This window comes from Pseudomonas sp. (assembly GCF_050739935.1).
Lineage (GTDB): Bacteria > Pseudomonadota > Gammaproteobacteria > Pseudomonadales > Pseudomonadaceae > Aquipseudomonas.
Genome location: NZ_JBOICF010000060.1, coordinates 21,068 through 43,585, shown reverse-complemented (window position 1 = coordinate 43,585; position 22,518 = coordinate 21,068). Strand labels below are relative to the sequence as shown.

Here is a 22,518-nt window from a genome sequence, read left to right as displayed (position 1 = left end):
AAGCGGTCCGAAAGCCTCAGTCCCTGCCGTAACCCTGATCGTCGAACGAGTCCTGATAGAACGCTTTCAGCGTTTCGATGAATTCCTCGGCGACTCGGGTGCGTTTCTCTGCCGGCGGCCAGATCACATAGGTCGGAAACAGAATGTCCGGCTTGAATGGACGGATCACGATGTCACGGTGCTGATAATCCCTGGCGACCAGGGGATGAGCCAGCGTGACGCCCATGCCCAGCGCCACCATCTCGCAGTTGATCGCGCTGTATTGCGCTTCCACCGCCATGACTCGCTCGACGCCTGCCTGCTCGAAGACACCGTCAACCAGCGATCGTGTGCCGTCGCCGTGGCACAGCGAGACAAAGGTTTCGCCTTCCAGATCGGTGCAGTCGATGTATGCGCGGTCCGCCAGCCGGTGGGCGGCAGGCAATACGCAGACCGCCGCAACCATCGCCAGCAATTCGATCTGCTGGCTGCTGACATCCCCTGGATGAACCACGATGCCCAGATCGCAGAACTGCGATTTGACCCATTGCTCGACCGTGGGCGAGGAGTTCACATGCAGCGACACGGTCAGTTCGGGCCGGGGGTCGGTGAAGGTCTTCAGCACCCTCGGGATCACGCTCAGGCCCGTCGATGGCACTGCCGCCACCCTCAGTCGCCCGGTGCCAAGATTGCGAATGTTCTTGGCCGACAATCTCAGGCTGTCCATGCCGACATACGCCCGCTCGACCTCCTGAAAGAACGCCTGGCCTTCCTGCGTGGGGATCAAGCGCACGCCGGCGCGCTTGAACAAGGTCAGCCCGGTGCTCAACTCCAGCTGGGAAATCAGTCGGCTGATGTTGGGTTGAGAGGTATACAAGACTTCGGCGGCTGCGGTCATCGATCCCAGCCGCATGACGCTGCGAAACGCTTCGATCTGCCTCAGATTCATGCTGCGCTCCATATCAAATATGAATAACTAACCCGGATATCCGTATTTGACCATATGGGAGGGCTGTCGCAATACTCGAATCAGCAACCCATAGCGCACATGAAGATGCGCCACCTGGCGATGGATTCGCCGGGAGCATGCACCGCGCATGCATGGCTTCGGTTCACCCTGAAGCGACTGACGCATTGTTCGATCTGCCCCACGCACTTCGGAGATAGTCTGTGATTAGCCCTAACTCGTCCCCAGCAGCACAGCCGTTTCGCCCGTTCAACCGTCTCGCGGTTGCCGTTACCCTGACGCTCGCAGGTTTGAGCAGCGCCCCGGCATTCGCCGAACCGACGCTGTACGTCGCCGGTGTCGGTGGCTCCACCGAACAGATGTACAAGACCAAAGTCATTCCCGCGTTCGAGAAGCAGCACAACGTCAAGGTGGTCTACGTCGCCGGTAATTCCACCGAAACCCTGGCCAAGTTGCAGGCGCAGAAAGGGCGCCAACAGATCAACGTGGCGATGATGGATGACGGCCCGATGTATCAGGCGCTGCAGATGGGGCTGTGTGAAAAGCTCAGCGACGCGCCGGTGTACAAGGATCTTTACCCCCTCGCGCGGCTGAGCCCTGAAGCGACCGGTATCGGCGTGGTGGCGACCGGCATCGGCTACAACGAAGACGCCTTCAAGAAACGCGGCTGGGCGCCTCCGGATTCCTGGGAAAACCTCACCGACCCGCGCTACAAACAGCTGCTGGGCATGCCGCCGGTGACCAACACCTATGGCCTGCACACGCTGGTGGAAATGGCCCGCCTGCGCGGTGGTGGCGAGAAGAATATCGACCCCGGCTTCAAGGCCCTCAAGGATGAAATCGGCCCTAATGTCCTGGCCTGGGTGTCGGCCCCCGGCGAGATGGACGGCATGATGCAGAACGGCGACGTGGTCATGGCGGTGTATGGCAGCGGCCGTGCGGTAGCCCTGCAAGGCACGGGTTTCCCGCTGAAATTCATTTACCCCAAGGAAGGCGGCATCGCCTTGCAGATCGCGGCCTGCAGCGTGACCCCCAATGAGCAGTCCGAGATGGCCCAGGCGTTCATTCAGTACGTGCTGTCGCCCGAGGTGCAGGCCATTCAGGCCAGAGAAAACGGCTTTGCGCCGGTCAACCAGACCGTCACCCTGCCGCCGGAAATTGCCGCGCGGATGCCTTACGGACCGGACAAGGTCAACGCGCTGATCAAGGTTGACTGGGACACCATCAACCAGCAGCGCGGCGAGTGGACGACCCGCTGGAATCGTACCGTCGAGCGCTGATCGCTCTGATCACGCAACGACCCCGATCCTTCCGAAAACCATCCTGGAGACGCAGGTTCGCCTGCGTGGCACGCCAATGGCATTTCTCACACTCGAAGGCATCGTCAAGACCTACGGCAATTTCAAGGCGATTGACGGTTTGAATCTGGAAGTCCGGCATGGCGAGTTCGTCGCCTTGCTCGGTCCGTCTGGCTGCGGCAAGACCACCACCTTGCAATCGATCGCCGGGTTCGTTCAGCCCACTGAAGGGCGGATCATTCTCGACGGTCGCGACATCACCCACGTACGCCCCGAGCAGCGCGGGCTGGGCATCGTCTTTCAAAGCTACGCGCTGTTCCCGCACATGACCGTGGCGCAGAACATCAGCTTCGGCCTGGAAATGCGCGGGGTGCCCAAGGCCGAGCGCGGCAAGCGCATCGACGAGGCGCTGGATCTGGTGCGCCTGGCCGGCCTCGGCGAGCGCTATCCCAAGGCGTTGTCCGGCGGACAGCGGCAACGGGTGGCGATTGCGCGGGCATTGGCCATTCGACCGAATCTGTTGCTGCTCGATGAGCCGATGTCCAACCTCGACGCCAAGCTGCGTGAAGAGATGCACATCGAGTTACGGGCGATTCAGCGCGAACTGGGCATCACCACGATTCTGGTGACCCACGATCAGGTCGAAGCCATGACCATGAGCGACCGGATCGCGGTAATGCAGAAGGGCCGTATCGTGCAGATCGACACCCCGTTCGAAGCCTACGAGCGGCCGCATTCGCCATTCGCCTCGGCGTTCCTGGGCAAGACCAATGCCTTCGCCGGAGCGGTGCAGTTGCGCAACGAGCGCTGCTGCCACGTGCAGGTTCAGGACACCCTGTTGCACGTGCCCCACGAAGACCGCTCGCTGGGCAACGACGTCAACGTCTACATCCGCCCCGAGAAAGTACGCCTTACCGCTGTGGACAGCGGCCGTCTCAACGGGCGCATCCGCCTGCGGGTGTTCCTCGGCAATCTGTGGCTGATCGCCGTGGAAAGCCGTCTGGGTCTGGTGCACATGACCCAGCCCAACCTCGGCACGCCGCCACCGGAGGAGGGCAGCGAGGTGGGGCTGGATTGGTCCGATGACGACTTGCGCCTGCTCGACAGGGAGGTCGCCCATGGCCACGTATGACGCCGAACGGGTCGGCGCCGCGCCGTGGATTCTCAGCGGTCCGGCGCTGCTGGTTTTCGTCGCCTTGCTGCTGGCGCCGCTGCTGCTGACCGCCGTGTTGTCGCTGAACCTGTTCAGTGACAGCGAAGGGGTAATGCCGGGTTACAGCCTCGGTAATTACCTTGAGGTGTTCAAGGACAGTTATTTCCACGAGATCTTCCTGCGCACCGGTGGCATGGCTCTGGCGGTGACCGTGCTCTGTGTGCTGTTGGGCATCCCGGAGACCATCATCATTGCGCGCATGGCGCCACGCTGGCGTTCACTGTTCTTGCTGGTGGTGCTGGGGCCATTGCTGATTTCCGTGGTGGTGCGCACTTTGGGCTGGGCGATCCTGCTGGGCAACAACGGTTTGATCAACGACGCATTGCAGGCGCTGGGCATCGTCGATCAACCGGTCAAGATGCTCTTCACCCAGGTCGGCGTGATCATCGCCCTGACGCACGTGCTGGTGCCGTTCATGGTCATCGCGGTCTGGGCCACGTTGCAGCGTCTGGATCTGCAGGTCGAGTGGGCGGGGCTGTCCCTTGGTGCCTCGCGGTTGACGGTGTTTCGCCGGATCATCCTGCCGCAGATCATGCCTGGCGTGCTTTCAGGTTCGATCATCGTTTTCGCGTTGGCGGCATCGGCATTCGCGACGCCGGCAATCATCGGCGGGCGGCGTTTGAAAGTGGTGGCAACGGCTGCCTACGACGAGTTCCTCGGCACCCTCAACTGGCCGCTCGGGGCGGCGATTGCGATGCTGCTGCTGGTGGCGAACCTGATCATCATTCTGGGTTGCAGCAAGTTGGCCGAGCGCCGCTTCAAGCAAGTCTTCGAGTAGACGACCATGCACAAGAACGGATTTTTCTCGCTGCTGTTTCATGCCGCCTTCGTGACCTTCATAGTCGCGCCGCTGCTGGTGGTGATCGCGATGGCCTTTACCAGCAAGGGCTACTTGTCGCTACCCACGGACGGTTTGTCACTGCGCTGGTTTCGCGCGTTGCTGGACAATCAGGAAATGCTCGACGCCTTTACGTTGTCGATCAAGCTGGGGCTGGCCTCGGCGACCATCGCCGCGCTGCTGGCGATCCCGGCGGCCCTGGCCATCAGTCGCTACGACTTTCCCGGACGCGGCGCGGTAACCGGCTTTCTGCTGTCGCCGCTGATGATTCCGTCGGTGGTGCTGGGGATCGCGTTTCTGCGCTTCTTTTCCCTGGCGCATATCGGCGGTTCGTTCTGGGCGCTGACCCTGACGCACGTGATCGTGGTGCTGCCCTATGCGCTGCGCCTGACCCTGGCCTCGACCATTGGCCTTGAGCGCGATATCGAGCAGGCCGCCATGTCGCTGGGCGCCAGTCGCTGGACCGCGTTTTACCGGGTGGTGTTGCCACGTATCCGCACCGGGGTGGTCGGTGGCTGGATGCTCGCGTTCATCCAGAGCTTCGACGAGCTGACCATGACCGTGTTCGTCGCGACTCCCGGCACCACGACCTTGCCGGTGGCGATGTACAACCAGATATCCCAGACGATCGATCCGTTGATCACGGCGATATCCACGGTGCTGATCATCGGCACCCTGCTGTTGATGCTGATACTCGACCGCATGGTCGGGCTTGACCGGGTATTGATCGGAGAAGGCAAATGAGCCAGCAGACACAAGGCGTCACCCAGGCCCAGGTGATCGTGATCGGCGGTGGGCTGGTGGGCACGGCGGTGGCCTACGGACTGTCGCGCAGCGGCGCCGACACCGTGGTGCTGGACCAGGGCGACGACGCGTTCCGCGCTTCGCGGGGCAATTTCGGTCTGGTCTGGGTGCAGGGCAAAGGCCACGACCTGCCGGATTATTCGCGCTGGACCCGCTCATCCGCTACCCGCTGGCCGGGTTTTGCCGAGGCGCTGATGGCTGACAGCGGTATCGATGTGCAGCTCAAGCAACCCGGTGGGTTTCACATGTGCTTTAGCGACGAAGAGCTGCTGGAGCGCCAATCGCGCTTGCAGACGCTGCAGGACGCGCTGGGCGATTACCCATTCCAGATGCTCGACGCCGCCGAACTCAAGGCGCGCCTGCCGTTAATCGGTCCCGCCGTGGTCGGCGCAAGTTACACGCCGCAGGATGGCCACGTCAATCCGTTGAAACTGCTGCTTGCCTTGCACACGTCGGCCCAGGCCAAAGGAGCACGGTTGCACAACGGCGTGCAGGTCGATCGCATCGACTGCGCGCCGGGGGAGTTCTGCGTCACGGCGGGCAGGCGTCGTTTTGTTGCCCCGCGCATCGTTCTCGCCGCTGGCCTGGGCAATCCCGGGCTGGCGCGACAGGTCGGATTGCATGCGCCGGTCGCACCCAATCGTGGACAGGTGCTGATCAGCGAGCGTGTGCGGCCGCTTCTCGATTACCCGACCATCAACGTGCGGCAGACCGACGAGGGCACCGTGCAATTGGGCGACTCGATGGAGGAGGTGGGTTTCGACGACAGCACCTCCACAGAGGTACTCGCGGCGATAGCCAAACGCGGCGTGTCGACCTTTCCGCTGCTTCGCGACGTGCGGCTGATCCGTGCCTGGGGTGCGTTGCGGGTGATGAGTCCCGATGGTTTCCCTATTTACCAGCAATCGACGCAGCATCCCGGCGCGTTCGTGGTGACCTGTCACAGCGGCGTGACCCTCGCCGCTGCTCACGCGTTGCGTATCGCACCGTGGATCCTTGGCGGCGCGATGCCTGACGAACTGGGCGTGTTTTCCGGCGAGCGTTTTCTGACTGACAAGGTGTTTTCCCATGCGCACTGATCCGCTGTTCAAACCGGTCGCCAGCGAGGTCAGCTCGACGCGCACCGTGAACCTGAGCTTCAACGACCAACCGCTGAGCGCACCTGCTGGCAGCAGTGTCGCCGCTGCACTGCTGATGTCCGGCATCAACCGCTTCCGGGCCACGCCGGTCAGTGAATCGCCGCGCGCACCTTTTTGCATGATGGGTGTGTGCTTCGATTGTCTGGTGGAAATCGACGGCGTGCCCAATCGCCAGAGCTGCCTGATCGAGGTCAGTGAGGGCATGCGCGTCCGCTCACAGGAAGGCGCCCGCGATCTGATTTTCCAACCTGTGAATGTGCAGACCCTCGAGGTGCAGTCATGAGCCTTTTGAATATCGATGTGGCCGTGATTGGCGCGGGTGCTGCGGGAATGTCGGCCGCCGTGGCGCTGGCAGGCCTGGGCTTGCAGGTGGTCTTGCTCGACGAACAGGGCAGTCCCGGCGGGCAGATTTACCGAGGCATCACGCTGGCGCCGTTATCGCGCCGCGACATGCTCGGGCCGGATTACGCCCACGGCAACACGTTGGCCCAGGCGCTTGCCGCTTCCACGGTGCGTTACGAGAAAGGCGCTGCTGTGTGGCAGGTCACCCGCGACCATCAGGTCAGCTACCTGCGCGATGGGCGCTTGCAGACTGTGCAGGCCAAGGCCGTATTGCTGGCGACCGGGGCGATGGAGAGACCTTTTCCAATTCCCGGCTGGACGTTGCCGGGTGTCATGAGCGCTGGCGCCGCGCAGATTCTGTTGAAAAGCTCCGGCCTTGCGCCCTCCGAGCCAGTGGTGCTGGCGGGCTGTGGTCCGTTGCTCTATCTGCTGGGCTGGCAATACCTGCGCGCAGGCGTAACGATCAAGGCATTGGTCGATACCACACGCCCCGAAGACTACTGGCGTGCCCGGCGTCATCTGTTCGCGGCGCTGCGCGCCTGGCCCTATCTGCGCAAGGGACTGGAATTGATGCGCAGCCTGCGTCGCGCGGGGATCGCCCACTACACCGGTGCCGAGCAACTGGCGGTAGAGGGTAGCGACGCCGCCAGCGCCCTGACTTTCAGCGTCGGCGGCAAAACTCGACGGGTGGCGACCCGCTGCGTGCTGCTGCATCAGGGCGTGGTGCCGAATATCCAGTTCAGCCAATCGTTGCGCGCCCGTCATCGCTGGGATGAAGACCAGCTATGTTTCAGCCCGGTGATCGACGCCTGGGGCGAACTGGACGTGCCCGGCATTTACGTTGCCGGAGACGGTGCCGGAATAGGCGGCGCTCAGGCTGCTGCGTTGCAGGGCGAACTGGCGGCCTTGGGGATCGCCGCGCGTCTGGGCCTACTCAGTGATGCCGAACGTGAGCGTCACGCCGCGCCGTTGCGCACCGGCCTTGAGGCTAATCTGAGAATCCGGCCGTTTCTCGACGCGGTTTATCAAGCCAGGGAAGAAAACCGCATACCTGCAGACGAGGTTATGGTCTGTCGCTGCGAGGAAGTCACAGCCGGCGAACTGCGTAAATTCGTGGCCTTGGGGTGTGCCGGACCCAACCAGGCCAAATCATTCGGCCGCTGCGGCATGGGGCCGTGCCAAGGGCGCATGTGTGGCCTGACCGTGACCGAAGTCATTGCCAAGGCGCGGGGCGTCTCGGCAGCGGAGGTCGGCTATTACCGCATTCGTCCGCCGATCAAGCCAATCACCTTGGGAGAACTCGCAGGTGACTGAACGGAAGGCGAGGGACGGCACACGGCAAGGCGATGTGTTGATCATCGGCGGCGGTATTCATGGCCTGAGCACGGCCTTTCATCTGGCCCAGCGCGGGGTCCAGGTTACGGTGCTGGAGGCCGACTATTGCGGGCGCCACGCCTCCGGCGTCAACGCGGGTGGCGTGCGTACCCTTGGACGCCACGCAGCGGAAATCCCTTTGGCTCTGTCCTCCCGGGCACTTTGGCACGAACTCAGGCACACCTTGGGTGATGACGGCGGTTTCGTACCCAGCGGTCAGTTGAAGCTGGCGGAAAACCAAGCCGAGCTGGAGGAATGTCGGCAACGGGTGGCGCAACTCAAGGCACTGGGATTCGAGCACGAAGTCTTGATCGACCAGCAGGCCGTGTTCGACATCATTCCCACGGTTGCCCGGCACGTCGTCGGTGGCATCTGGGTCAAGGACGACGGCTATGCCGTGCCGTTCAAGACAGTCACTGCGTTTCGCCTGGCGGCCCAGGAACTCGGTGTGAGGGTGCATGAGGGCACTGCGGCGCAGCGTATAGAACAGCGCGGCAGTCTGTGGAAGGTGACGACCCCGGGCGCCGTTTTCAGTGCCGAGCACCTGGTGATCACCGCAGGCGCATGGGCTCGGGAGCTGGCGGCGCAGGTCGGCGAAGCAGTGCCGGCCCACCCGGAAGGGCTGATGCTGATGGTCACCCATCGCGTCGCGCCATTCTGCGCACCTGTGCTTGGCGCAACGGGCCGTTCGCTGTCGTTCAAGCAGTTCGCCAACGGCACCGTAGTGATCGGCGGCAAGCTCATCGGCTCACTGGATTTCCCCGCGCGCCATGGCGAAGTCGACATGACGCGCCTGGGCACCAGCGCGCGGACTGTCACCGACCTGTTCCCGCACCTGAAGCATCTGGGCGTCAACCGCGTCTGGGCTGGCGTCGAGGCGTTCACTGCGGACGATCTCCCGGTGATTGGCGCCAGTCGCAAGGCGAGCAATCTTAGTTATTCCTTCGGCTTTTGCGGGAGCGGCTTCCAGATGGGACCCGGCACCGGCAAACGCCTGGCGCAGCAGATCCTCGGCGAGCATTCGGACATTTCACTGGATGCATTCGCGGTCGATCGTTTCGATACCGCAACGCCCACCACGTCGGCATCCGATGCCGGGCGCCGGACCAGTTATGGGAGCGCACTTGCTCGCGAAAGCGGCGTTCCAGGCAATGCAGATGCTCCCAATGTACCGGCATCTTCGTGAGCAAGCTCACTCGCACAGATCCATGCCACACCCCGGCATCTGTGCGTCACCTGTTTTCCAACCCGCCACAACCATCCCGCACCATTGAGGAGTTCACATGCTGGAAATCACCCGTATCGAAACCAATCAGCGCATGAGCCGCGTCGTTCAGTGCAACGGCTTTACCTTCCTGGGGGGCCAGACGGCGACTGATCGCACGCTGGATATCAAAGGGCAGACCGCGCAGGTTCTGGAAAAGATCGACAATTTCCTGGCCAAGGCCGGGCTGGACAAGACCCGCATCCTCAGCGCACAGGTGTGGCTGTCGGACATTCAGGCGAACTTCGCTGGCATGAACGAAGTCTGGGATGCCTGGGCCCCGGAAGGACACGCACCGGCACGCGCCACGGTCGAGTCACGCCTGGCCGCGCCGGATCTGCTCGTCGAAATCACGGTCGTCGCCGCAGGCTGAAGCATTGAGATGCAGGGTCAGAAACGTATTTCTGGCCCTGTATGCAGAACGTGCCGAGACCTTACGACTCAGGAAAACCCCACCACGGCATGCGGAACGTACGGCGCTTCCAGCTCGGCACGTTCGGCGTCGCTGAGCTTGAGCTCAACGGCCGCCAGTGCGTCGTCCAAGTGGCCCGGGCGGGAGGCGCCGACAATCGGTGCGCTGATGCCCGGATGTGAGAGCACCCAAGCCAGGGCCACCTGCGCCGGTGCCACGCCTCGCGCCTTGGCTACCTTGGCAACGGCTTCGACCACCTTGCGATCTGCGTCGGCGGTGTGGGCATACAGCGTTTTGCCGAACTCATCGGATTCAGCCCGCTCACTGCTTTCATTCCAGGGGCGAGTGAGTCGGCCGCGGGCGAGGGGGCTCCAGGGCATGACGCCAATGCCTTCAGCCTGACACAGCGGCAGCATCTCGCGCTCTTCTTCGCGGTACAGCAGGTTCACGTAATTCTGCATGGTCGAAAAACGCGTCCAGCCATTCGCTCTTGAGGTATGCAGCATGGTTGCGAACTGCCACGCGAACATGGATGAGGCGCCGATGTAGCGCACCTTCCCGGCCTTGACCAGATCATGCAATGCCTCAAGCGTTTCCTCGATCGGGGTGTCGTAATCGAAGCGGTGGATCTGGTACAGATCGATGTAGTCGGTGCCCAGGCGACGAAGCGAATTTTCTGCCTCCTGAAAGATCGCCTTGCGGCTCAAACCGGCGCCGTTTGGGCCGGCGTGCATGCGGCCATTGACCTTCGTTGCGATGACGATCTCATCTCGACGGGCGAAATCCCTGAGCGCCCGGCCGACGATTTCTTCCGAGGTGCCGTCGGAGTAAACGTTAGCGGTATCAAAAAAATTGATCCCGGCCTCTACCGCCTGACGAATGAGCGGGCGACTCTGATCCTCGTTCAATGTCCACGGGTGCGTGCCACGCTCTGGCACGCCATAGGTCATGCAACCCAGGCACAGCGGCGAGACTTCAAGTCCTGTCTTTCCGAGCTTTGAATACTGCATTTTCATTCCTCCAAAAGGGCTGTGTGATCGGGTATTGATTCAGTCCAGTGAACATTCGTTCCGCGCGTCGCGGCTCTGGTGGCGGCAGAAGGGATGCCATCAGTCGCCTGCCGTTGAGTGTCATCCCCCGAAAACTGACACTTGAGCGAGGCATAACGATTCGCAAAAACTGCGAACTCATGGCGTCGACTCAAAGTCCACCCTCAATGCGCACAACGTTGCGTCCGGACCATTTGAGGAGAGTGCCATGACCGATTACCCCAAACCGCCCTTTAAACCGCAACAGCAGGCAGTACCTGGCGATCAAAGCCAGATGGACCCCTATCCGGATTGCGGCGAGACCAGCTACAAGGGGTCGGATCGCCTGGCCAACAAGATTGCCCTGATCACTGGCGCAGACAGCGGTATTGGTCGAGCGGTAGCCATCGCGTTTGCCCGGGAAGGCGCGGACGTTGCCATTTCGTATCTGGATGAGCATGAAGATGCCAAGAAGACCGCCCATTGGGTCGAAGAGGCGGGCAGGCAGTGTCTGCTACTGCCTGGAGATATCGCGAAAAAAGAGCACTGTTCCGCCATCGTCAATGACACCGTCAGTAAGTTCGGGCGCATCGACGTACTCGTGAACAACGCTGCGTTTCAGATGAGCCACAAAACCCTCGAGGAGATTTCCGATGAGGAATGGGTCAAGACCTTCGATATCAACATCACTGCCATGTTTCGTATCTGCAAGGCGGCCCTGCCTTCGATGGCGGCGGGCAGTTCTATCATCAACACCAGTTCGGTGAATTCGGACACGCCCAAGCCCACTTTGCTGCCTTATGCGACCACCAAGGGTGCCATTGCCAATTTCACTGCCGGGCTTGCGCAGATGCTCGGGCCGCGAGGGATTCGCGTGAATAGCGTGGCGCCGGGGCCTATCTGGACGCCGCTGATCGTATCGACCATGCCTGCGGAAGACGTGAAAAGCTTTGGTGAGGAGACGCCGCTGGGCAGGCCGGGACAGCCGGTTGAAGTCGCGCCGATCTATGTCCTGCTCGCCTCGGACGAAGCCAGCTATATCTCGGGAACGCGTTATGGCGTGACGGGGGGCAAGCCGATCCTGTGATGCCGCCCGGTGCAAGCCATCACATCACGTGTGGCTTGCCCTGAACTAACTCCGGGGCAGGTGGAACCATCGTGCCACTATAGCCTCAAAGCTGCTGGTGGCATTGTGCCCCGCGACGCCAGCCCATGAAGGGTTTCTGGCGATCGCTCACTGGCGCTTGAGGGACGCTCATGCAAAATACACCTGCCACCACGACACTCCTGCACGCCCTTTTGAAGAATCAGCGTGCGATGACCGACGCTCTTTCGAAGTTGGCGGACTGGGCTGAGGAAGGGGAGAACGGCAATGGCGCTGCGGTTGCCAAATCTATCAGGGAATCCGTGAAGTGCGTGGACGATAGCCAACGGCTTCTGGGACAGTGCATCAGTGAGTTGATGAGTCGGTAATGCTGAGGCGATAGAGCTCTACTGAATTCACGATGACCAATGCGCCCTGTAGCAGTCCGGCTTGCCGGCGGTTGCGATCTTCAGAAGATCATCCCCGGCACGCCGTGCTGCTACAGCAAAGACAGTACGATTTACTGTCCCGACTTACTGCTTGGCAGCATCGCCGCCGTGGGCTTCGGCGAGCGCTTTGGCTTTCGTCAGGTGAGCTTTCAACTTAGGCAACGTCTCAGTCGCAAAAGCCTTCAGATCAGCATCCTTGCCATTAGCCGCTTCATCTTCAAACAGCGCGATAGTCGCTTCGTGCGCCTTGACCTGGTTGTTTGCGTAGGCCTGGTCGAATGACTTGGCACTGCGCAGTTCCAGGATCATTGCCTTTGCCTTGTCCATCAGCTGTTGATTGCTGGAGACTTCGAGCTTTTTGCTAGCGGCGATGGATTTGAGTTTTTCGTTGGCTGCCGTGTGATCTGTGACCATCATTTCGGCGAAGCTTTTGACGTCGGCAGCGGTGCCTTTTTCCTGGGCCAGCTTGCCGGCCTCGACTTCTGCTACACCTTTGGCAGACGCATCTTCGACGAAGTCGTCATTGCTCTGAGCCGCAAAGGCTCCGTGGCAGGCCAGGGAAAAAACCGCTGCAAGAGTGATAGTGCGAACTGTATGAGCCATTTCATCATTCCTTTTTGTGTAGGGCACCACGACACTCGTATGCCCGTATTCATCTGATGGACCCGTGAACGGAACGTTCAGCGTTTTTGCGAACGGCGGTGTTCTTCACAACGGCGACGTTAAAGCACACTATCGTTTTCAGCGACGGTGCATGGAATTGCCGGACGCTTTCAGAGTCCACACTCAATCAAAAGCCACTAATGACAATAAGAAGGTGTGTCTTATGAGTTGTTTGATCTGCGCAGGGCCCGCCGAACAGCTTCCTTCGATCGCGTCCTGGGAAGAACGCAAGTGTTCGGAATGTGGTCACTACAGAGTTTCCGAAACATTGATCCTGGCCCTGATGGACCAGGGTCAGATTTTTGATGTCCCTAAAGCCCGGGCATGGCTCGCTGATCAACAGATGCGTCCGGGAGTTCCACAAATCGAGACTGCGGAAGGACTACTCGTCATCTTGCCGGATTAAGCGCAATCCATGCCCACGTGCCCATTATGAGGGCGTGCGTTTGACGGTTAGGCAATGGCTACTCCAGCCAGTGGCCCATGCGATGCATGTTGCAAGGACAAAGGGCAATTGAAAAAAGTGGATCATCCTCCACACGTTTAATTCAACTACGTTGAATTAAACGAAGGCAAAAACACCGCTCGTCAGGCGTTTGTTTAAAACATTGAGCCTATGCCGTTCCGTGTCGGACAGATATCTCGTAAGCAGACGAAACCACCTCATCGTCGCTTGAACGGGAGAATCCAATGAAAGCCATCGTCTACAACGGACCGCGCGACGTCAGCGTGCAAAATGTCCCTGATGCCAGAATTGAAAAGCCAACGGACGCAGTCGTTCGCGTCACCACCACTAATATCTGTGGTTCCGATTTGCATATGTACGAAGGCCGCACCTCGATGGAGACCGGTCGCGTATTCGGTCACGAGAACCTCGGTGAAGTCATTGAAGTGGGCGCCGGCGTCGATCGCATCAAGGTCGGGGACCGTGTATGCCTGCCGTTCAATATCGGCTGCGGATTTTGCGAAAACTGTGAAAAGGGCCTGACCGGTTTCTGCCTGACCGCCAATCCCGGTAGCGCAGGGGCCGCTTACGGCTTCGCCGACATGGGCCCCTATCAGGGTGGGCAAGCCGAGCTGCTGCGCGTTCCCTACGCTGACTTCAATTGCCTGTTGCTGCCCGAAGATGCACAGGAGAAAGAAAACGATTACGTCATGCTCTCCGACATCTTCCCCACAGGCTGGCATGCAACGGAACTTGCCGGCCTGATGCCGGGCGAAAGCATTGCGATCTACGGGGCCGGCCCGGTCGGCCTCATGGCTGCCCATTCCGCGATGATCAAGGGCGCGTCGCAAGTGTTCGTCGTCGACAACCATCCTGACCGTCTGAAACTCGCGGCACAGATGGGCGCCACCCCGATCAACTCGCTGGAACAAGAGGCAGTCGATCAGATACTCAACCTGACCCACGGCTTGGGCACCGATCGTGGCTGCGAGTGCGTGGGTTATCAGTGCTGCGACAAGCATGGGCACGAGGCGAACCATCTGACCATGAACAATCTGGTGGCCTCCACCAAGGCGACGGGCGGAATCGGTGTCGTCGGGGTGTTCGTGCCGCAGGATCCAGGGGCGAAAAACGATCTGGCGAAGGAGGGCAAGATGGCCTTCGACTTCGGCTCGTTCTGGTTCAAGGGCCAGCAGATTCGCACCGGTCAGGCCAACGTCAAGGCCTACAACCGTCGGTTGGCGCAACTGATCCATCATGATCGGGCCAAGCCATCGCAGATCATTTCCCACAGCCTGAAGCTCGCTGAGGGGCCGGACGCCTACAAGCATTTCGACGCCCGTGATGAGGGCTGGACCAAGGTCATTCTCAAACCCGCAGCCTGAGGCAATACGCAGTAACGCGCTTTCTCCGAAGGCTGAAGCGTGGAGGCAACGATCAAAAAATCAGGGCCTGCGCCCGTTGGGCAACAGCGTGCGCAGGCCTGCCAATGCTCTGAGGATCAAATAATGATAATGACCCATCGTAATAAATGGTTGTGGGCAGTTTCTGCCGTTGGCGTTGTAGCGATGCTGCATGGCTGCGCGCGAGATCCGGAAAAACACTCTGTCTCCGAGTTGGCCATCAGCGGTACCAAAAGCATGCTTCGCACTGATTCAGACATGCAGAAGGTGCTGAACAAGTTCGCCAGTTTCGACGCCAAGGCCGTGGAAAAAACCACCCCGGCCGAAGCCCGTCTGCAACCGACCATCGCCGATGCCGTGAAGGGTGTGCTGGCTGATGAGAAACGCGACAGCACCCCAACCGCACTGGTGCCTGGCGTCACATCCCGCGAAACCACAGTCCCCGGCGCAGCAGGTTCGATGCCGGCCACCGTCTACACTCCTGAAGGCGCCGGGCCATTTCCTGTGGTGCTGTATTTCCATGGCGGTGGCTGGGTCTTCGCTGATCGGAAAGTCTATGACGGCGGCGCCCGCGGCCTTTCGAAGCAAGCCAATGCCGTGGTTGTCTCGGTCGACTATCGTCTGGCCCCGGAGAACAAGTTCCCGGCCGCCCACGATGATGCCCTCGCTGCCTATCGTTGGCTAACCACCAATGCGACATCCCTCAATGGCGATCCGAAACGCCTGGCGCTGGCCGGTGAAAGTGCGGGCGGTAACCTGGCCGTGGCGACCGCAGTCGCGGCTCACAAGGCGGGTCTCACCGCGCCGAAGCATGTCCTGTCGGTTTACCCGGTGGCGCAATCCAGCACCGACACCGAATCGTACTTGAAGTACGCCGATGCGATGCCGCTGAATCGTCCGATGATGTTGTGGTTCATTTCGCAAGTGACGAACAATGCGGCGGATGCCAAGGATCCTCGGATCGATCTGGTACATGCCAATCTGCAAGGCTTGCCGCCGGTTACGTTGATCAATGCCGAGATCGATCCATTGCGTGACGATGGCGCGCAATTGGAAACGGCGCTTCGTAGCGCCGGTGTCAGCGTCGAGCGCAAGGTCTATCCGGGCGTGACTCATGAATTCTTCGGCACTGCTGCCGTAGTTCAGAAGGCAGAGCAAGCTCAGGAATATGCGGGTCAGCGACTCAAGGCCGACCTTTCGCAATAGGGGAAAGCTGAGCGTACCCCTTTGATCGCCGAAGAGCCGCGCTGGCGCGTGGCTCTGAAGGCATCGGACTGAAAACGGTCAAGATATACATGGGATGTCGAGGGGGCTTTTTTGAGTGCTGACGGGCTCTACATAGGCTGCGCCGGCTGGAAGCTCGGCCGCGAATATTGGCCGGACTTTGAAGGCGAGGGTACCCACCTCGAACGCTATGCTTCGCGTCTCACAGCGGTCGAAATAAACAGCTCGTTCTACCGCTCGCATCGACCTGGAACGTACGCCAAGTGGGCGGCATCCGTGAATCCCGGATTTCGCTTCTCGGTAAAAGTGCCGAAGTCGATTACCCACGAAAATCGCTTGGTGGACTGTTCGGCATTGCTGGACACCTTTCTTGCCGAATGTCTTGCGTTGGACAGCAAGCTCGGATGCTTGCTGGTACAGCTGCCGCCCTCGCTGCAATTCGATGCGCGCATTGCCGGGGACTTCTTTGACGCCCTCAGGGCTCGTTACTCCGGGCATGTCGTCATCGAGCCGCGCCATGAATCCTGGACGCTTGCGCAGGACTTGCTGGTCGATCAGCAAATCGCCCAGGCGGCGGTCGATCCCGGCCGCATCAGCGGCGACGATGAGCCCAGTGGATGTCAGGGGATCCGTTACTGGCGTCTCCATGGTTCGCCGCGTATCTACTACAGCTGTTACGAAACGGAGTGGCTGGAGCGCTTGGTCCAGAGAGTCGAGGCGACAATGGCCGACGGCGTGCCCACGTGGTGCATTTTTGACAACACTGCGCGTGATGCCGCATTGGGCAATGCACGCTTGGTACAGACGCTATTGAGGTAAAACTCCCGCAAGCCAGGAAGATAAGCAGTGCACTTCTCGGGTTTGCTCAGCAGCCCATCCGCTGGATGAAAAATGTTGGGAATTAGCGCCAGGGGCCGGAGGTCAACCCTGCACATAACAAGGAATACCAACATGGCCATCTCAGCACTGGAACTACGCCACATCATCGAATCCGGCTTTCTCCCCATGCGCTGCAAGTGTTCGGCTAACGCCAACGGCGAACTGACTATCGAGATCATCGATCCCGCCAGCGGTTCGAATGTCGTAATGGGCGGGATTCCCATCGCCAGCCTCAACACCAGCCGTGCGATATCTGATCTGATCGCTCAGCTTCGTGCCCAGGTACGCTCTTCGCAGGCCAATCGATCCGACCGTCTTGCCTCTCTGTAAGTCTTGCGGCAAGCGGGTCCGATCGATAAGACAAGGCTCCAGCATGTAGTACCCGTACATGCCCGGCCCATGCTTGCGATTGGCAGCGATCAACCAGCAAAAGGCGGCTGCTTACTACAGCGCGCGCCCACGCTCAGCAGTGCCTTGGTCGTATAGGCAGCGTCGCGCACCCACACATAGCGGTACCGAGCGCCATCGCTCAACTCCATAACTCTATCGAGCTGAGCGTGGGTGCCCGGAGGCTCATCGTTGGGGGCCACTCACGGCAGCGGGTTACCACCAGTCACGCCAAAGACTTCGCCCGTGATGTAGCTGGACTCCTGGTTCGCCAGCAGTACGTAAATAGGCGCGCATTCGGCAGGCTGTCCCGGACGGCCCATGGGCGTTTCCGAACCGAATTCGGGAATCTTGTCTTGAGGCTGACCGCCGCTGGGTTGCAGAGGCGTCCAGAACGGACCAGGCGCCACGGCGTTGACACGAATGCCCTTGCTGATTACCTGCTTGGCCAGCGCTTTGGTGAAGGCCACGATGGCGGACTTGGTCGGCGCGTAATCGAGCAGCGACTCGGATGGTTGATACGCCTGGATCGACGCGGTGTTGATGATCGTCGCGCCCGGCCTCAACAGCGGCAGGGCGGCTTTGCACACCCAGAACAGTGCATAGACGTTGGTCTTGAACGTCTCATCGAACTGCTCGGTGGTCAGATCGGCGATAGCCTTTTGCGCGATCTGCTTGCCCGCTACGTTGACCAGCACATCAAGGCCACCGAGGCCTTCAGCCGCTTTACTGACCAGCTCCTTGCAGAAGGCTTCGCTGGTGAGATCGCCCGGGATGCACACCGCTTTGCGGCCCTCGGCCTCGATCAGCGCAACGACTTCCTTCGCGTCAGCTTCTTCTTGCGGCAGATAGTTGAGCGCGATGTCTGCGCCTTCACGGGCGTAGGCAATCGCCGCAGCGCGACCGATCCCGGAGTCCGCGCCGGTAATCAGCGCCTTGCGGCCAGCCAGTCGACCGAAGCCTTTGTAGCTGGTTTCGCCGTGGTCGGCAGCAGGTTGCAGTTTGTGCACCGTGCCCGGTGGGGTCTGGGGTTGCTTGGGAAATTTAGGCTGTGGGTATTGCGTCAGAGGGTTCTGCATCGAGTACTGATTTTCAGTCGCCATGTTCGATTCTCCTGATGAATCCGAGTAAGGATCTGATGGCGTTGCAGCCAACTTGAGTCCTTATCTCGGAGAGCGCAGTTGAGCGATTCGTTCAGTCTTTCTGAAGTTTGCGAAATATTCGTTCAGGACGAACCGGATCAAATGCTGAATCGAAACAGCATCAATGAGCCAGAAAGGGTTGCAACGGGGCCGATGCGCCCCGTTGCGGTTGGCTCATTTGTTGCGGGTCACTCTCCACACCGTGTTCGACAGATCGTCGGCGATGATGAGTGCGCCGCGAGGGTCCACCGTGACACCCACAGGTCGGCCACGGGTTTTCCCGTCGGTGCCGCGGAAGCCTGTGGCGAAGTCGATCGGCTCACCCGCCGCGCGACCATCGCTGAAGGGAACGAAGATCACCTTGTAGCCCACGGGATTGTCACGGTTCCAGCTGCCGTGCTCGCCGACGAAAACCCCCTCGGCGAACTTCTCGCCCATGGCCGGTAGCGAGAAGTCGACGCCCAGCGCGGCGACGTGAGAGCCCAGGCTGTAATCCGGTTTGGTCGCAGAGGCGACTTTTTCCGGGTTCTGCGGCTGGGCGCGGGTGTCGACGTTCTGGCCCCAGTAGCTGTAGGGCCAGCCGTAAAATGCGCCTTCGCGCACGGAAGTCAGGTAATCCGGCACCAGGTCCGGTCCCAGTTCGTCACGCTCGTTGACCACCGCCCACAGCTGCCCAGTGCCCGGCTGGATCTTCAAGGCCGTTGGATTGCGCAGACCGGTCGCATAGGGTTTGTGCGCGCCGGTCTGGGCGTCGATCTGCCAGACCCTTGCCCGGTCGACCTCGACTTCCATGCCGCGTTCGGTGATGTTGCTGTTCGAACCGATCCCCACGTACAGGAAGCGTCCATCGGGACTGATCGCCAACGATTTGGTCCAGTGATGGTTGATCTCCGAGGGCAACTCGGTGACGGTCGAGGGTGGACTGTCGGCCTTGGTCTGGCCGTCCGCGTAATCGAAGCGCACCAGCGCATCCTGATTGGCCACGTAGATTTTGCCGTCGGCATAGGCCAGGCCGTAGGGGGCGTTGAGGTTGTCGGCGAATACCGTTTGTAGCTCGTATTTGCCGTCGCCATCGGCATCGCGAAGCAGTGTCAGCCGATTGCCACCTTTAACCCTGGTATTGCCCTGCGCCTTGATGTAACTGGCGATCACATCCTTGGGCTTGAGCTGTGCAGCGCTGCCGCCACGGCCTTCTGCGACGAGAATATCGCCGTTGGGCAGAACCAGGCTCTGACGGGGAATCTTCAGGTCGGTGGCAATTGCCGTGACGCTGTACCCCTCAGGCACCGTGGGCTTCTGGTCCCCCCATGCCACGGGTTCGGCGATCTTCATGGTCGGCAGCAGACCGCGATCGGGCGTTGGCATTTCCGGGTCCGGGCCGCGGGCTTGGGCGGTATCTTTTTCGGCACCGCACGCGCTCAGCAGCATGGCCAGGGTCAGGGCAGCGAGTGGATGGAAATGTCTCATTGCGCAACCTCCGAGCGTAGGCTGGTCAGTCCTGTCCACGCCGAGGCAGCGCTGAGCAAGGTCACGATGCTCGACAGCACCAGACCCGATGGCATGACGGCCCAGGCGTCCTTCGAATGCTCGAAGGCATTGATCAGGCCGAGCACCCACGTAATCAGCAAGAGCAGAAAATACAGCACAGGCCGCCCGGCCTTGCGTTCTGCCCGCAGGAGATTGACCAGCGCGAACAGCAGAGCAAGCCCGCTAAGCAACAAGCCGCCGGCGATCAGCCAGGATGCGAAGTTGCTCCACTGAATCTGATAGGAATTGAAGTAGGCGATGTCGCTCAGCAAGCCGCCGAGAAACAGCGGCAGCGCTCCGGCGAGCAAGATTGCGTGCAACGGTCCGGGGGTGGTCCTGTAAGACCGGTGGGGGACGTGAGTAGTGTCGTTCACGGTGGCTCCTTTTCGTTCATCGGCACCCATAGGTTTGGCGCAACCCGAAACTTCCCGACGACACAGCGCCGGGCGCTGATCGCGCTGACTGCGATAAAGGGGATCGTGCCGCGCAGGCGTTAGTTCAACCTGAATGCGAGCTCGGAATATTCTGAAACAGCTTTAAGGGAGAGGCTGTTTCGTCTCGTTAGTGGTCATCGGTTATTCGTGGCCGCGCGCGCGACCCACGACTCACTCCCCCAGCAAATCCAGCACCGCCTGCGCAAACTCCGTCGGCGCCTCCTGCGATATGTTGTGTCCCACCCCGGCCAGCACCTGCCTGCGCACCGGACCGGTGAAGCCGCGTACGGCCGCGGCGTCATCGCGTTTGGACGAGACGCCGTCATCCGCGCCACTCAAGATCACCGTGGGCACCGAAATGGGTGGGCTTTGCGCCAACTGCTGCTCTATGGTGGCATAGCGAGGATCACCATCGACGAGGCCGAAACGGTGGCGGTAGGAGTGGGTCACGACGTCGACGAAATCAGGGTTGGAAAACGACTGCGCCGTGGCGTCGTAAGTGGCGTCGCTGAAATTCCAGCTGGGCGACCACAGCTCCCAGAGCAGGCGGCAGAACGCCTTGCCATTGGCGGCCAGCCCCGCATAGCCGCGTTCACCATGTAGGTAGTACTGATACCACAGGCGGCGTTCGGCTTCGGGAGAGGAAGGGTTATTGGCGCCCGCGATGTTCTGAATGTTGTAGCCGGGATCGCCGCTCACCAGACCGATCACACGCTCCGGCCAAAGAGCCGCCACCACGCAGGCGGCGCGTCCGCCCCAGTCATATCCGGCCAGAATGGCACGCTGGATGTTCAAGGCGTCCAGCAGGGCCAGAAGATCAGCCCCGAGCGCCGCCTGTTCCCCGGACCGAGGAGTTACCGGATCGACGAACCGGGTAGGGCCATACCCACGCAGATAAGGAATGATGCAGCGGCAGCCTTCATCAGCCAGGCGTCTGGATACCTCATCAAAGGCGTGCACGTCGTAGGGAAACCCGTGCAGCAGCACGACCACCGGTCCATCGATAGGTCCGGTTTCGAGATATGAAGTCTGAAGTACACCCGCCAGAATCTGTTTCATGTTTGGCTCCCGAATTCAGATTGCGCCGTGACCGAGTAGCCACTTTTGCCCTTGTGTGCGTGAGTCACTGCAAAACGTCTGACTCAACGCTGCGTCTTTCCCAATCCAGACATCAAGCTGTTTCGCCCGCCAACATTCGCTGATGAAAATGCGGCAGCAGCTCCAGAGCGTGAAGTGCTGCTTCATGCTGCAGCGTTTCCCGGCTACCAAAAAATCGGTGTTTTCGCGTGAACACACTTACTCGGTTCTCTTTGACGAATCCCCAGGCGAAGCAGACGGTTCCCGCTGGAATACCGTCGACATCTTCCGTCCCGCACAGACCGGTGGTGGCGATGGCGACGTTGGCCGGGCTGTCGCGCAGGGCACCCATTACCATTTCCCGAGCAACCTCGATGCTGGTGAGATTGAAGTGCTCGATCGTTTTCGGGTCAACACCCAACAGCCGCTGCTTGGCCTCGGGGGAGTAGACCACGTAGCCGCATTCAACCAATGCTCCACTGCCGGGTATTTCGGCCAGCAGCGCGACGATGCGGCCGGCCGTACAGGATTCGGCTGTCGCCAACAACAGTTTGTGTTGCTTTAGATAAGTGACCGTTTCACCAGGGTTCATGAACGTGCTCCAACACCCTCTCAGGTGGCAGCGATGAGGTGAATGATTCTTCTATACCGCCAGCGGATCATCCCGGGGACGCATCTTGAGTTAATGCCATCTGTTTTTGGTGATCCGCTTTTGATTTGCCCAATATGTAGCACGGATGTAGCTGCCCGTTGGGGTGACTCGTCACCACAACACTCAATAATTTCCAGCCTTCCTGCAGCTTATTGTTCGCGTCGTTCGTGCTAAGCGCTTCCATGACGTGGTGTGCTTCAAATAGTTGCATCGGGCGTCCTTCGGATTCGAGAGCGTGGTGCGGCGCCATCAGCGCCGCGTTATCAGCCTTTGGACTTGGCCGGATCGGCACTGCGAGGATAGGTGCGCTCCTCCTGGATTTTCCCATCCTCTTTGTGAACCTTCAGCGAGGCGGTTTTGCCATCCAGAAACTCACTGGCCAACGCCATGATTTCCGCTTTGGTAGCGGCGGTTTTCGAGGCACGCTCAGCACCCTGTTTGGTCAGTGCCCAGCCGTTGTCAGTCTTGGTGATGTGATAGTTGTCCATTGTGTT

General features: G+C 60.4%; 26 protein-coding genes. 15 read left to right on the top strand and 11 right to left on the bottom strand.

Going from position 1 to position 22,518, the window contains the following annotated elements:
- Positions 1 to 16 precede the first annotated feature (16 nt).
- A complete protein-coding gene (locus ACRER8_RS10900) occupies positions 17 to 928 on the bottom strand; it encodes a LysR substrate-binding domain-containing protein (RefSeq protein WP_431746341.1) in 912 nt (303 codons plus the stop codon).
- A 221-nt stretch (positions 929 to 1,149) separates the two neighbouring features.
- Here ACRER8_RS10900 and ACRER8_RS10895 point away from each other — a divergent pair, with 221 nt between their 5' ends.
- The 9 genes from ACRER8_RS10895 to ACRER8_RS10855 all read left to right on the top strand — a co-directional run bounded on the left by ACRER8_RS10895 (position 1,150) and on the right by ACRER8_RS10855 (position 9,591).
- Positions 1,150 to 2,226 (top strand): ABC transporter substrate-binding protein, encoded by a 1,077-nt coding sequence (locus ACRER8_RS10895; protein ID WP_431746340.1) that lies wholly within the window; start codon positions 1,150 to 1,152, stop codon positions 2,224 to 2,226.
- 76 nt (positions 2,227 to 2,302) lie between these two features.
- Entirely contained in the window at positions 2,303 to 3,376 is a 1,074-nt protein-coding gene (locus ACRER8_RS10890; RefSeq protein ID WP_431746339.1) for an ABC transporter ATP-binding protein, read from the top strand.
- Positions 3,363 to 4,235, top strand: a complete 873-nt coding sequence (locus ACRER8_RS10885) for an ABC transporter permease (protein WP_431746338.1) — start codon at positions 3,363 to 3,365, stop codon at positions 4,233 to 4,235. The genes ACRER8_RS10890 and ACRER8_RS10885 overlap by 14 nt, the downstream gene beginning before the upstream one ends.
- Before the next feature lie 6 nt (positions 4,236 to 4,241).
- Positions 4,242 to 5,039, top strand: a complete 798-nt coding sequence (locus ACRER8_RS10880; protein WP_431746337.1) for an ABC transporter permease — start codon at positions 4,242 to 4,244, stop codon at positions 5,037 to 5,039.
- Positions 5,036 to 6,178, top strand: a complete 1,143-nt coding sequence (locus ACRER8_RS10875) for an NAD(P)/FAD-dependent oxidoreductase (RefSeq protein ID WP_431746336.1) — start codon at positions 5,036 to 5,038, stop codon at positions 6,176 to 6,178. The genes ACRER8_RS10880 and ACRER8_RS10875 overlap by 4 nt, the downstream gene beginning before the upstream one ends.
- Positions 6,168 to 6,521: a (2Fe-2S)-binding protein gene (locus ACRER8_RS10870; RefSeq protein WP_431746335.1), complete on the top strand. Its 354-nt coding sequence runs from the start codon at positions 6,168 to 6,170 to the stop codon at positions 6,519 to 6,521. The genes ACRER8_RS10875 and ACRER8_RS10870 overlap by 11 nt, the downstream gene beginning before the upstream one ends.
- Entirely contained in the window at positions 6,518 to 7,894 is a 1,377-nt protein-coding gene (locus ACRER8_RS10865; protein WP_431746334.1) for an NAD(P)/FAD-dependent oxidoreductase, read from the top strand. Before ACRER8_RS10870 ends, ACRER8_RS10865 begins: the two co-directional genes overlap by 4 nt.
- Positions 7,887 to 9,140: an NAD(P)/FAD-dependent oxidoreductase gene (locus ACRER8_RS10860; RefSeq protein ID WP_431746333.1), complete on the top strand. Its 1,254-nt coding sequence runs from the start codon at positions 7,887 to 7,889 to the stop codon at positions 9,138 to 9,140. Before ACRER8_RS10865 ends, ACRER8_RS10860 begins: the two co-directional genes overlap by 8 nt.
- Positions 9,141 to 9,240: 100 nt before the next feature.
- Positions 9,241 to 9,591, top strand: coding sequence for a RidA family protein (locus ACRER8_RS10855; RefSeq protein WP_431746360.1), 351 nt, complete (start codon positions 9,241 to 9,243; stop codon positions 9,589 to 9,591).
- Positions 9,592 to 9,659: 68 nt separating this feature from the next.
- Here ACRER8_RS10855 and ACRER8_RS10850 read toward each other — a convergent pair whose 3' ends face one another.
- Positions 9,660 to 10,640: an aldo/keto reductase gene (locus tag ACRER8_RS10850; RefSeq protein ID WP_431746332.1), complete on the bottom strand. Its 981-nt coding sequence runs from the start codon at positions 10,638 to 10,640 to the stop codon at positions 9,660 to 9,662.
- 247 nt (positions 10,641 to 10,887) lie between these two features.
- On the opposite strand from ACRER8_RS10850, the gene ACRER8_RS10845 reads away from it, so the two are divergent.
- A complete protein-coding gene (locus ACRER8_RS10845) occupies positions 10,888 to 11,745 on the top strand; it encodes an SDR family oxidoreductase (RefSeq protein WP_431746331.1) in 858 nt (285 codons plus the stop codon).
- A 170-nt stretch (positions 11,746 to 11,915) separates the two neighbouring features.
- Positions 11,916 to 12,131, top strand: coding sequence for a hypothetical protein (locus tag ACRER8_RS10840; RefSeq protein ID WP_431746330.1), 216 nt, complete (start codon positions 11,916 to 11,918; stop codon positions 12,129 to 12,131).
- Between the two features lie 144 nt (positions 12,132 to 12,275).
- On the opposite strand, the gene ACRER8_RS10835 is transcribed toward ACRER8_RS10840, so the two are convergent.
- Positions 12,276 to 12,794 (bottom strand): DUF4142 domain-containing protein, encoded by a 519-nt coding sequence (locus tag ACRER8_RS10835; RefSeq protein WP_431746359.1) that lies wholly within the window; start codon positions 12,792 to 12,794, stop codon positions 12,276 to 12,278.
- Positions 12,795 to 13,544: 750 nt separating this feature from the next.
- Between ACRER8_RS10835 and ACRER8_RS10830 the strand changes: the two genes are divergently transcribed.
- The 4 genes from ACRER8_RS10830 to ACRER8_RS10815 all read left to right on the top strand — a co-directional run bounded on the left by ACRER8_RS10830 (position 13,545) and on the right by ACRER8_RS10815 (position 17,135).
- Positions 13,545 to 14,684, top strand: coding sequence for a glutathione-independent formaldehyde dehydrogenase (locus ACRER8_RS10830; RefSeq protein WP_431746329.1), 1,140 nt, complete (start codon positions 13,545 to 13,547; stop codon positions 14,682 to 14,684).
- 129 nt (positions 14,685 to 14,813) lie between these two features.
- A complete protein-coding gene (locus ACRER8_RS10825; RefSeq protein ID WP_431746328.1) occupies positions 14,814 to 15,908 on the top strand; it encodes an alpha/beta hydrolase in 1,095 nt (364 codons plus the stop codon).
- Positions 15,909 to 16,019: 111 nt separating this feature from the next.
- Positions 16,020 to 16,745: a DUF72 domain-containing protein gene (locus ACRER8_RS10820; RefSeq protein ID WP_431746327.1), complete on the top strand. Its 726-nt coding sequence runs from the start codon at positions 16,020 to 16,022 to the stop codon at positions 16,743 to 16,745.
- A gap of 132 nt (positions 16,746 to 16,877) precedes the next feature.
- Positions 16,878 to 17,135: a DUF1652 domain-containing protein gene (locus ACRER8_RS10815; RefSeq protein WP_431746326.1), complete on the top strand. Its 258-nt coding sequence runs from the start codon at positions 16,878 to 16,880 to the stop codon at positions 17,133 to 17,135.
- 89 nt (positions 17,136 to 17,224) lie between these two features.
- Here ACRER8_RS10815 and ACRER8_RS10810 read toward each other — a convergent pair whose 3' ends face one another.
- The 8 genes from ACRER8_RS10810 to ACRER8_RS10775 all read right to left on the bottom strand — a co-directional run bounded on the left by ACRER8_RS10810 (position 17,225) and on the right by ACRER8_RS10775 (position 22,512).
- Positions 17,225 to 17,344, bottom strand: a complete 120-nt coding sequence (locus ACRER8_RS10810) for a glycoside hydrolase family 15 protein (RefSeq protein WP_431746358.1) — start codon at positions 17,342 to 17,344, stop codon at positions 17,225 to 17,227.
- A 51-nt stretch (positions 17,345 to 17,395) separates the two neighbouring features.
- Complete coding sequence (locus tag ACRER8_RS10805; RefSeq protein ID WP_431746325.1) at positions 17,396 to 18,295, bottom strand: SDR family oxidoreductase; 900 nt, start codon at positions 18,293 to 18,295, stop codon at positions 17,396 to 17,398.
- Between the two features lie 213 nt (positions 18,296 to 18,508).
- On the bottom strand, positions 18,509 to 19,801 hold the full coding sequence (locus tag ACRER8_RS10800) for a PQQ-dependent sugar dehydrogenase (RefSeq protein ID WP_431746324.1): 1,293 nt from the start codon (positions 19,799 to 19,801) through the stop codon (positions 18,509 to 18,511).
- The gene (locus ACRER8_RS10795; RefSeq protein WP_431746323.1) at positions 19,798 to 20,235 is read right to left on the bottom strand and encodes a DUF2231 domain-containing protein; all 438 of its coding nucleotides are present in this window, start codon (positions 20,233 to 20,235) and stop codon (positions 19,798 to 19,800) included. The genes ACRER8_RS10800 and ACRER8_RS10795 overlap by 4 nt, the downstream gene beginning before the upstream one ends.
- 231 nt (positions 20,236 to 20,466) lie before the next feature.
- Complete coding sequence (locus tag ACRER8_RS10790) at positions 20,467 to 21,354, bottom strand: alpha/beta fold hydrolase (protein WP_431746322.1); 888 nt, start codon at positions 21,352 to 21,354, stop codon at positions 20,467 to 20,469.
- A gap of 112 nt (positions 21,355 to 21,466) precedes the next feature.
- Positions 21,467 to 21,964 carry a CinA family protein gene (locus ACRER8_RS10785; RefSeq protein WP_431746321.1) on the bottom strand — a complete coding sequence of 166 codons (498 nt, stop codon included), beginning with the start codon at positions 21,962 to 21,964 and terminating at the stop codon, positions 21,467 to 21,469.
- A 67-nt stretch (positions 21,965 to 22,031) separates the two neighbouring features.
- A complete protein-coding gene (locus ACRER8_RS10780; protein WP_431746320.1) occupies positions 22,032 to 22,235 on the bottom strand; it encodes a hypothetical protein in 204 nt (67 codons plus the stop codon).
- Positions 22,236 to 22,287: 52 nt separating this feature from the next.
- On the bottom strand, positions 22,288 to 22,512 hold the full coding sequence (locus ACRER8_RS10775; protein ID WP_431746319.1) for a DUF2188 domain-containing protein: 225 nt from the start codon (positions 22,510 to 22,512) through the stop codon (positions 22,288 to 22,290).
- Positions 22,513 to 22,518: the final 6 nt, after the last annotated feature.